The sequence below is a fragment of the Lysinibacillus sp. NPDC097231 genome, from assembly GCF_044761885.1.
Classification (GTDB): Bacteria; Bacillota; Bacilli; order Bacillales_A; family Planococcaceae; genus Lysinibacillus.
Map to the genome: position 1 here is coordinate 73966 of NZ_JBIWDH010000007.1, position 9987 is coordinate 83952.

General features: G+C 38.0%; 11 protein-coding genes. 5 read left to right on the forward strand and 6 right to left on the reverse strand.

Annotated features, from left to right (window positions below; translation table 11 throughout):
- Nucleotides 1–281 precede the first annotated feature (281 nt).
- From ACIQXF_RS06715 to ACIQXF_RS06730, 4 genes are all read right to left on the reverse strand, one after another.
- Nucleotides 282–2486, reverse strand: coding sequence for a peptidoglycan D,D-transpeptidase FtsI family protein (locus ACIQXF_RS06715; protein ID WP_402780427.1), 2205 nt, complete (start codon nt 2484–2486; stop codon nt 282–284).
- A 447-nt stretch (nt 2487–2933) separates the two neighbouring features.
- Nucleotides 2934–3539: a superoxide dismutase gene (locus ACIQXF_RS06720; RefSeq protein WP_402780429.1), complete on the reverse strand. Its 606-nt coding sequence runs from the start codon at nt 3537–3539 to the stop codon at nt 2934–2936.
- Nucleotides 3540–3713: 174 nt separating this feature from the next.
- Entirely contained in the window at nt 3714–4193 is a 480-nt protein-coding gene (locus ACIQXF_RS06725; RefSeq protein ID WP_402780431.1) for a DUF456 domain-containing protein, read from the reverse strand.
- A 173-nt stretch (nt 4194–4366) separates the two neighbouring features.
- Nucleotides 4367–5998 carry a Na/Pi cotransporter family protein gene (locus ACIQXF_RS06730; protein ID WP_402780433.1) on the reverse strand — a complete coding sequence of 544 codons (1632 nt, stop codon included), beginning with the start codon at nt 5996–5998 and terminating at the stop codon, nt 4367–4369.
- A gap of 194 nt (nt 5999–6192) precedes the next feature.
- On the opposite strand from ACIQXF_RS06730, the gene ACIQXF_RS06735 reads away from it, so the two are divergent.
- From ACIQXF_RS06735 to ACIQXF_RS06750, 4 genes are all read left to right on the forward strand, one after another.
- Complete coding sequence (locus ACIQXF_RS06735) at nt 6193–6711, forward strand: DUF1189 family protein (RefSeq protein WP_402780435.1); 519 nt, start codon at nt 6193–6195, stop codon at nt 6709–6711.
- 52 nt (nt 6712–6763) lie between these two features.
- Nucleotides 6764–7108 (forward strand): hypothetical protein, encoded by a 345-nt coding sequence (locus ACIQXF_RS06740; protein ID WP_402780438.1) that lies wholly within the window; start codon nt 6764–6766, stop codon nt 7106–7108.
- A 95-nt stretch (nt 7109–7203) separates the two neighbouring features.
- A complete protein-coding gene (ispG, locus tag ACIQXF_RS06745) occupies nt 7204–8319 on the forward strand; it encodes a flavodoxin-dependent (E)-4-hydroxy-3-methylbut-2-enyl-diphosphate synthase (RefSeq protein ID WP_402780441.1) in 1116 nt (371 codons plus the stop codon).
- A gap of 12 nt (nt 8320–8331) precedes the next feature.
- Nucleotides 8332–8904, forward strand: coding sequence for a 5' nucleotidase, NT5C type (locus ACIQXF_RS06750; RefSeq protein WP_402780444.1), 573 nt, complete (start codon nt 8332–8334; stop codon nt 8902–8904).
- A 48-nt stretch (nt 8905–8952) separates the two neighbouring features.
- On the opposite strand, the gene ACIQXF_RS06755 is transcribed toward ACIQXF_RS06750, so the two are convergent.
- Entirely contained in the window at nt 8953–9081 is a 129-nt protein-coding gene (locus tag ACIQXF_RS06755) for a hypothetical protein (RefSeq protein ID WP_402780447.1), read from the reverse strand.
- Between the two features lie 197 nt (nt 9082–9278).
- Here ACIQXF_RS06755 and ACIQXF_RS06760 point away from each other — a divergent pair, with 197 nt between their 5' ends.
- Nucleotides 9279–9764 (forward strand): hypothetical protein, encoded by a 486-nt coding sequence (locus ACIQXF_RS06760; RefSeq protein ID WP_402780591.1) that lies wholly within the window; start codon nt 9279–9281, stop codon nt 9762–9764.
- A 9-nt stretch (nt 9765–9773) separates the two neighbouring features.
- Here ACIQXF_RS06760 and ACIQXF_RS06765 read toward each other — a convergent pair.
- Nucleotides 9774–9987 (reverse strand): hypothetical protein (locus ACIQXF_RS06765; protein ID WP_402780450.1); only part of this gene is annotated, 214 nt, incomplete at its 5' end.

The following is a 9987-nucleotide window of genomic DNA, read 5'->3' on the forward strand; positions in this document are numbered from 1 at the left end:
CCGGTATTCGCAGATTCTTTTCTTTTTGTATCTTAATGACCAATTCTCCCACTCACCTAGTTAGTACATTCCGTTGTTGCAGGCATCTTTAGCAACATTTATCAGATTCATAAAGGCTTTATCCATTTCAAATATTTATTCCTATACTTCATAAAAACCCAAAACAAACGTGTGATTAAAGAATAACAATATATGAGAGTCAATAAAAAAACCCCCGTAAAAGTTAGATTGATGTCTAACTTTTACGGGGCAGTTCATGGGCGTGCACTAGCGCTTTTTTATTATTGTTGCTCATCCTCACCAATTTTATCTTTTGTAACAGCCGGTAAAATTGGTTGCTTCACATTACTATCTGAAATTTTTTCAGCTTCGTATTTTTCTTTTAACTCATAATATTTGTCCAAAGAACGACGAGCAATTTCATTGTTATTAGATAAATGTTGATTTAGGTTAGTTGTTGCCCATGGAATAACAACTGCATAGGCGATTTCAGGATTTTCATATGGTGCAAAGCCCACATGTGTTAAGTTAATTGTGTTCGTTCCATAATATTCACGTAAAGGTCCGTAATAAACTACCTCAGCCGTCCCTGTTTTACCCGCTGCTGTAAATGGAGCATTAGAAAACAGTCTTGCTGCTGTACCTTTGGCACCCGTATAGACGCGGCGTAGTCCTTGCTTCACATAGTTGATTTCATCAGATGAATTATTAATTTGATTTAAAACAGTTGGTCCTATTTCTGTTACTAATTGACCAAGCTCTTGCCCATCTTTAGATGGCTCACGTACCTCTTTCACAACATGCGGTTGAATGCGATAACCACCATTGGCAACTGTTGAGATATACTGTGCTAATTGTAATGGTGTATACGTATCGTATTGCCCAATCGCTAAGTCAAGTACTTTCCCCCCATAGGTTGGACCTGTAGGACCTTGTACGCCACTAAATTCATTTGGTAAATCAATCCCTGTGTTTACACCTAAGCCGAACTGTGCATATGAATTACGCATTTTTGGGAATGTTTGGTCATTCAGACGTAATGGCATATTGTAGCTATATGGTGTTCCATTAATTAGCAAAGCTGTTTTAAACATATAAACGTTCGAAGATTGTTCTAAGGCATTTTGCCCATCCATTGAAATATAACCACCATGGTTAAATATTGATTTTTTTACTGGCGTACTCAGTAAATGGATTGGTTCATCTCCTAATACAGTAGTTGTTGAAATGGCTCCTAGATTATAACCAGTTAATAATGTTGCTGCCTTCACTGAAGAACCCGCCTCATACGCTGTAGTAAACGAGCCATACGCATAATCAACGATTATATTTTTCCCTGTGTCAGGATCTTTTTCAATTTTCTTACCAACCATCGATAAAATATCACCTGTATTTGGGTCCATCATTATTAAGAAGGCACGATCCAATAAATATGAACTAGGAAGTGCTTTTAACTTGAGTAGCTCATCCTCAACAATTTTTTCCGTTTCTACCTGTAGCTCACTATCCAGTGTTAGCTTTAAATCTTTACCAGGCTCACCTTCATAGGTAGTAACGGTATCGACAACTTGCCCCTTTTTATTGGTAATATTTTTAACAACTGTTTTTTGCCCTTGTAATAATTCTTCATACTGCGCTTCAATATAACTTTCTCCAACACGGTCATTTCGTGAATAATCACGAGCTAAATAATAATTCAGCTTTTCTTTTGGAATACCTTTTGTTGGTACTGTTGTGCGCCCTAAAATAGAAAGAGAAGATAATTTCACACGCTTCCAGTCTGTCGTTGTGTTGACGCCAGGCAGTTCAGTTAAACGTTCAGAAACACGTGCAAATTCATCGGCCGATACATTTTCACTTTTAATAATTTGCGGTGATAAATTATAGCCGGATGCCATCTCTCGATAGATTGCTAGTACTTCTAAATCAGCATCAGTTAATTGCATTAATTCTTCATGAGTAATTCGGTCACGTACAATTTTATCAATTTGTGCATTGATCTGACTTGTCGTAATTTGTTCTTGCTTTCTAATTTTCGATTCCTCTGCCTCTGTTATCTTTTCATAAGCAGCGTCATGATTTTTTAAAATCCAAAAATCTTGTTTATCACGTAAAGTGATACGGTTGGTTGGCTGATCAATCAACTGTGCCAGCTTTTCAGCTATGTCTAGCATTTCCTCCGTTGTTGTCGTCTGCATTTTCGTATACGTAATAGCGTTTTCAGGATGATTATCCACTAGAATACGTCCGTAACGGTCATACATCCGTCCCCTTGGCACACTTGTATTGACAGGTACCTCCTCTGTACGCTCTAAAATGCGCACATAATCTTCCCCTTTTACAATTTGCATATAGCCAAGCCTAAAAATTAACATTGAAAAGATGATGAATATAGCAAAGAAAAGGACATTCATACGAAATGTTAAGTTAGAGTGATGTTTTGCTTTAACACTCGCCGCGCGATTTTTTCCCGGTGTTTTGCGCATATGTATTCCCCTCCTTATCTAATTACAATTAAAATACACGATACTTAGTATACCATTCGAAGGTACTACAGGAAAGCATGCTCTTGCGAATTCATGTTGAAAACATCATTTATTTGACGGCATATTAAAGAGAAAGGTTTCTATTGCCTATCAATAGCATCTAATATGGGTGTTAGGAACAACTTGACGCTTCACAAATCCAGCAATTACCTCTCCTATGACGTTCTTCTATCCGTTAGCAGGCGTAGGGGGCATTCACCTGCGATATTTACACAATAAAAAAGGCTATGCCAAGGTGATTTATCACCTTTGACATAGCCTTCTAATCAATTATGCCTCGGCATAATTGCGTCCAGATTCGGCTTTGTGCTAGCACAAAGAACTCCTTCCCGATTCCGTGACATCCGCCGGAGGCTTTAACTTCTACTCAAAGAAGTTAAACAATAATTATTTTGCTGCTTGGAATTTCGCTTCAACTACATCCCAGTTTACTACGTTCCAGAATGCACCAATGTAATCTGGACGACGGTTTTGGTAGTTTAAGTAGTAAGCATGCTCCCAAACGTCTAAGCCTAGAACTGGAGTTTTACCTTCCATAACTGGAGAGTCTTGGTTTGGAGTAGATGTAACAGCAACTGAGTCACCATCAATGATTAACCAAGCCCAACCAGAACCGAAGCGAGTTGTTGCAGCTTTTGCAAATTCTTCTTTGAATGCATCGAAAGAACCGAATTTAGCATCGATTGCTTTTGCAACTTCGCCAACTGGAGTGTTTGAACCGCCTGGAGCGATTAATTCCCAGAATAATGAGTGGTTAGCATGTCCGCCACCGTTGTTACGTACAGCAGTTTGTTTGTCAGCTGGAAGAGCATCAAGGTTTGCGATAAGATCGTTAATGTCTTTTTCAGCAAATTCAGTACCTTCTACTGCTGCGTTTAAGTTTGTCACATAAGTATTGTGGTGTTTAGTGTGGTGAATTTCCATTGTTTTAGCATCAATATGTGGTTCTAATGCGTCATATGCGTAAGTTAATTGTGGTAATTCATAAGCCATTGTTAAGTTCCTCCTAAAATAAAGAAATAATTAGTACATCCTTAGATTATCAAAATTGGTCAAACCATTCAACGAAAAATACTTCAATTTAAAGATTTCAGCCTTTTGACCGAAAAACCAATACGATTACTATCTTACCCTTTTTTAAACTTGCTAAACCTCATTGGATAGAAATTATAGCGCTATAAAGAACACTACAATCATAACAATTTGAATCACAGCCTTTGCTAGTGTCGATGTTAAAAAGCCAACTAGAGATCCAACACCACTTTTCACGGCCTCTCCAAACGTACGACGCTCCACGATTAACTCCGCAATCAGCGCTCCTAAAAACGGCCCCACTAAAATACCTGCAACCGGAATGACGAACGGACCAATTAACAATCCGATAGTACTACCCCACATACCAGCATTTGAGCCACCGAATTTTTTTATACCAAAGGCATTTGCTACAGAATCAGCAGCAAATAATATGACAACAAATATAATTTCACTCGCCCAGAACCACCAGCTTAACTCTGCAAATGAAAAAAACAATCCATATACTAAAAAACCACCAAGTAAAAAAAGCACACCTGGGATTATTGGATATACCAATCCAACAAATGAAACGATAAAGCAGGCAATCACTAATATCCAGCCAACGATTTCCATCAAAACTCTCTCCTTTTGTTGTGCATTGCCTTTCTTACGGATTCATAAAACCAAAAGTTTCATTTATCTTCATTCAGCAGATATTTTTTGTAGCGAAAGCGAAGCGACAGCAACAAATGTTTCTGTGCGAAAGTGAAGCGACAGCAGCAGATGTTTTTTTTAGCAAAATCGAGCTAATGTCGAATCCCTAAAATAGAGTCAGCTATATTAACAGCATGATCACCAATACGCTCTAAATTGCTAACAATATCCGTATAGACGATTCCTGCTGCTCCACTACACTCATTTGTATTTAATCGCGCAATATGTTTTTGTCTTAACTTATCCTCCATATCATCTATCAAACTTTCTAGCTCGGTTACTTCCTGTGCCAAGCTTAAACTTGCCGTATCAAGTGCCTCAATACTCTTTCGTACAGCTTCAATCGCTAAGCTAAACATGCCAATTAAATCTTGTCGTGCTGATTTACTTAAACTTACCTCATGATGATCTTTATATTGTAAAAGCTCTAAAATATTTTCAAAATGATCACCGATACGTTCAATGTCTCGTACATTTGTTAAAAGTGTATGGTGTCTTACTGAGTCTGCACGGGAAAGTGGTTGCTTAGACACCATCACTAAATAATTGGTGATCTCTTTATCTAAATGATTGAGCCCCACTTCCAACTGTAACACCGTAGGAACATGTGCTGCTTCACCTGTTTTCATATATAAAAATGTTTCTTCTAAACCACGTAGTGCATGCTCACCCATGCGTAACACCTCTTCCTTCGCTTGCCCAAGTGCAATCGCCGGAGAGGAATCAATGAATGACGGGTCTAAATGCTTCGTTGTTACATCAATATTCCCATCATGTCCAGGAAGTAGCTTTGTGACAAGTGCAGCTAACCCTGCGATGAATGGTAGCTGAATAATCATGTTAAAAACATTAAAAGAACCATGCGCTATCGCAATTTGCATTCTCGCTTCTAAATGGAATAGCTCACTAATCCACTGAACATACTGCATAAATGGTATAAAGAACACCATGAAAATGATAGTACCTATTACATTAAACAGCACATGTGCCGCTGCTGCACGTTTTGCATATATAGAAGCACCGAGTGAGGCCAAGACTGCTGTAATCGTCGTGCCTATATTTTCGCCAAATAATATAGGCAATGCACTATCTAAGCCAATTAAATGCTCAGCATATAAACCTTGTAGTACTCCAACCGTTGCTGTAGAGCTTTGAACAAGCAACGTAAAGACCGTCCCTAACAAAATTCCCAAAATAGGCTGATTGCTTAAATGAAGTGTTAAGGATGTAAAGTCCGCTAGTTGATGAAGTGATTGCATACTTGCACTCATTAGCTCTAATCCTAAAAATAATCCCCCAAAGCCAAATAATATTTGTCCGATATGCTGGTACGTTGCTTTCTTAAAGAAAAATAAAAATCCAGCACCAATGGCCAATAATGGGTAAAAGTAAAAACCAATATTAATACCAATAATAAATGCCGTTATCGTCGTGCCAATGTTTGCACCCATGATGACACCGATTGCTTGACGCAATGTTAGAAAACCTGCACTCACTAGCCCAACAGTAATCACCGTTGTTGCAGAGCTCGACTGAATACAAATCGTTACGATAATACCTACTAACACTCCCATTAAAGGATTTGTTGTAAAACGATTCAACCATTCACGCAGTCGATCATCTGCCGATTTTTGGAGTCCATCCCCCATAAATTTAATGGAAAACAAAAAGACACCTAAACCGCCTAAAAATTGAAACAGTATGTTTTGCCAATCTATTGTCAATTGTCTTCGCTCCAATTCTTACGTCTCAACAACTCTATTCCTAATCTTTAAATGATAGCGTACAAAAAGTAAAGAAAACCTTTAACTTCTTTACACAATATTAACATTTTATCATCGTCCTCTCAGTTATTAATACTTATTTCATATCTTGTCCTAGTTGAACATGTTAGAATAGCGATTGGAGGAGATATGTTATGAAACACTCACAACTTTTTATCGATAGCTTAATACATCCAAAAAAACTAGCTGCCTATCGCTTATTACCAATCGGAAAAATCATTCAATATACCTTTCTGCTAATTACTATCGTTACAGTTTTCTCTTTTGGTCGTTTTACGGCTGGTATGTCTGTTGATACTTTTGATATGACTAGTTTGAATGGTTTAACAGAATACATAGAAGACGTTAAATGGCTATTGTATCCCGTGACGTTCATTATGCTTTTTGTTTTTACAACGATGCTTATTTTTACACAAATTGCTCTTTATGCATTAGCGGGACTATTTATCTTAAAAGTTATGAAGCGCCGCGGTGAATACCGTCATATTTGGCGCACAACAACATTTGCCATGACTTGGGCAATTCTTTTAAGTATGCTAGCAGATTATCTACCAATTAACAGTACAATTATCTCGGTTTTTTCTTTACTTTTAACTGTAACTCTATTAATCGTAGCCTTCACAAAATATCCAAAACAACCAATTGTAAAATAATGTGCATGATTCCCCCCTCTTCTAAATATAGTGTAGAAAAGGAGGGGATTTTTTGCGTGCATTAGTGTTAACAGCCATTATCATTATTATTGCTTTTGTCTTGAAAGTAGATTTAACTGAAGGGTCATTGCAGCTTACTTCCTTTTATCCGAAAAATACAGAAAACGCCCTTTGTGAAAAGCAACGTGAGCCAAATTATATCACTGTACAGACCATTCAAGGTGATACAATTAGTAGCCTATTTGCGCTGCATCCTGCAAAAGTACCCATGACCTTTCCTGAACGCTTACAATTGTTTTACGAATTAAACCCTCATTTACAATTACAGGCACTTGTTCCTGGTGAAAATATTAAGCTTCCTCTATCATTTGAATTCGAAAACAAGTGTGGAAAATGAAAAGTTAGCGTTTCTTCCTTGTCCTTATTTTCTTACACTGCTAAAATAAATGTCAGTGACGGTCGAAAGTATGGCCCGAAAAGGAGAGAAAGTTAATGAGTGAAATTTGTCACCGTACAAATACACGTCCCGTACGTGTCGGTAACTTAACAATTGGTGGTAGTAATGAATTATTCATTCAAAGTATGTGTACAACAAAAACACATGATGTCGAAGCAACAGTAGCAGAAATTCTTCGTCTTGAGGAAGCAGGCTGTCAAATAGTTCGTGTCGCTGTGCCAGATGAGCGTGCAGCTGATGCAATTGCAGAAATTAAAAAACGTATCCATATTCCATTAGTAGCTGATATTCACTTTGACTATAAATTAGCATTAAAAGCAATTGAAAATGGTATTGATAAAGTTCGTATTAACCCAGGTAATATTGGTCGTAAGGAAAAAGTAGAAGCTGTTGTAAATGCAGCTAAAGCAAAAGGTATCCCGATTCGAATCGGAGTAAATGCTGGTTCCTTAGAACGTCATATATTAGAAAAATACGGTTACCCTACTGCTGATGGTATGGTAGAATCTGCTCTTCATCATATTAAAATTTTAGAAGACTTGGACTTCCACGATATTATCGTGTCTATGAAAGCATCAGATGTGAATTTGGCTATTGAAGCGTATGAGAAAGCATCTAAAGCCTTTAATTATCCACTGCATTTAGGTATCACTGAATCAGGCACGCTATTTGCAGGTACTGTCAAATCAGCGGCTGGCCTTGGTGCGATCCTATCAAAAGGTATTGGAAACACGTTACGTATTTCTTTATCAGCTGACCCTGTTGAAGAGGTAAAAGTAGCGCGTGAGCTGTTAAAATCATTCGGTCTTGCCTCTAATATGGCGACACTTATTTCATGTCCAACATGTGGTCGTATCGAAATTGATTTAATTTCAATTGCCAATGAAGTAGAAGAATATATTTCTAAACTTAATGTCCCATTAAAAGTAGCGGTTCTTGGATGTGCGGTAAATGGTCCTGGTGAAGCACGTGAAGCAGATATCGGTATTGCAGGTGCACGCGGTGAAGGTTTACTGTTCATGAAGGGCAAAACAGTTCGTAAAGTGCCTGAAGAAACAATGGTTGAAGAACTGAAAAAGGAAATTGATAAATTAGCAGCTGAAATGGCAGAACAACGAGCTGCTGAAGAAGCAGCTAAAGCAAACGCCTAAGGAGATGCTAGCATGAAAAAGCCTCGCTTTGGTATTGATATTGACGGGACAGTAACATGTCCTAGTACACTTATTCCACATATCAATAAACAGTACAATGTAAATATTACGCTTGACGATGTGTGTGAATATGATTTTTTATCAGCATTTCCGCACCCTGTCGATCGTATAGCATTTAATACATGGTTTAAAGAAAATGAGCCATATATGTACGAGGTATCTGAAACAGCTAAAGATGCGAAAGATATTTTAAATACATGGAAAGAATGCTACGAACTTTATTACATCTCTGCTCGTGGAGAAAATGTATCAGATATTACGGTAAACTGGTTTAATGCACAATCCATCCCGTACGATCATATAGAGCTCATAGGTAGTCACGATAAAATTTCAGTAGCAAAAAAACACGGTGTTGAGGCATTCTTTGAAGATAAGCATGATAATGCGGTTATGCTTGCGGAGGAATTAAAAATACCCGTCGTATTATTTGATACTCCTTATAACCGTCTTGCAATTCCAGACAATGTCGTACGAGTATATAACTGGCAAGAGGCCAACCAATTTATCACTAACTATTTTAAATAAAACAAAAGAGTCGTGTTCATGCGCTGAACACGACTCTTCTAATTCTCTTTATACATCAAGTATCCCACGTAACCAGCGATCAACAAAATTTTCAAAGGTAATCCCATAATTTTCATAGACGTCATGGTACACAAAATAAGTCCCTAATCGCTCAAGTAATTCATCATTAATCTTCATCACAAACCGCTCCCTTTCTTTCGTGAATTTACTAAAATTTCAGATATTTAAAATTCAAACTATCGAACATTCAAGTGGAGGTCGCATCGTTGCAAAACCGTCACAATCTGCCACCTTCATGCCCTTTCTTCGTATTTTTCTTTTCGTTATTATAGTAGTAACAACTTGCAAAACTGGAGGGACTCCTTGTGAGATGGATGACAAAAATGGCTTGTATAACATGCTTTGGAGCATTGCTGGCAGGCTGTGGTGATCGACTATCTGAGATTGAAGAAGCTGTTTCGGGTATTAATTCAGCAGCAGACTCCGCAGCCAGCGCAGTTAGTCGAGATGTACATGCTATACGAGCAATCGACATTAACTATAAAGACACAGCTTTTACTGTTAATGACCTATTTAAAACTATTTTACGTGACACACGCTGGGATTATGACGCGGAAAAAAATGAGCTTCATGTGAGTGGTACATGGCGAGAACCACTATTTTCTGAACAACCATGGGACAATGCGATGAAAAAGCAACTCGCTGAAACGGGTAAAGTAACTGTTACATGTACGATAACGAATAAAACAATTGATAGCGCACTGACCAATGTAACACTAGTATTAAATGATGAAACGATTCTACAAATGAATGGCGAAGAGGCACTTCATCACCTATACGACACATATTTAAAGAAGTAAAGTGAAACTTCAATCAGCGGGGTTTTCCTCATCCCCCACATTAAATAGAGGAACACAAGCTAAAACCTTCACATCCTGTGAAAAAGCTTGTGTGACCAATATCGTGCCGCTGCCGCTTTGCTTTCGCGCAGAAAACATTTGCCGCTGCCGCTTTGCTTTCGCGCAGAAAACATTTGCCGCTGCCGCTTTGCTTTCGCGCAGAAAACATTTGCCGCTGCCGCTT

Bases quoted from the DNA above. Each gene is read 5' to 3' on its own strand.
- ACIQXF_RS06720 (WP_402780429.1), bottom strand. From the start codon at position 3,539: ATGGCTTATGAATTACCACAATTAACTTACGCATATGACGCATTAGAA.
- ACIQXF_RS06760 (WP_402780591.1), top strand. From the start codon at position 9,279: ATGACAAAAATGGCTTGTATAACATGCTTTGGAGCATTGCTGGCAGGC.
- ACIQXF_RS06725 (WP_402780431.1), bottom strand. From the start codon at position 4,193: ATGGAAATCGTTGGCTGGATATTAGTGATTGCCTGCTTTATCGTTTCA.
- ACIQXF_RS06735 (WP_402780435.1), top strand. From the start codon at position 6,193: ATGAAACACTCACAACTTTTTATCGATAGCTTAATACATCCAAAAAAA.
- ACIQXF_RS06755 (WP_402780447.1), bottom strand. From the start codon at position 9,081: ATGAAGATTAATGATGAATTACTTGAGCGATTAGGGACTTATTTTGTG.
- ACIQXF_RS06750 (WP_402780444.1), top strand. From the start codon at position 8,332: ATGAAAAAGCCTCGCTTTGGTATTGATATTGACGGGACAGTAACATGT.
- ispG (WP_402780441.1), top strand. From the start codon at position 7,204: ATGAGTGAAATTTGTCACCGTACAAATACACGTCCCGTACGTGTCGGT.
- ACIQXF_RS06715 (WP_402780427.1), bottom strand. From the start codon at position 2,486: ATGCGCAAAACACCGGGAAAAAATCGCGCGGCGAGTGTTAAAGCAAAA.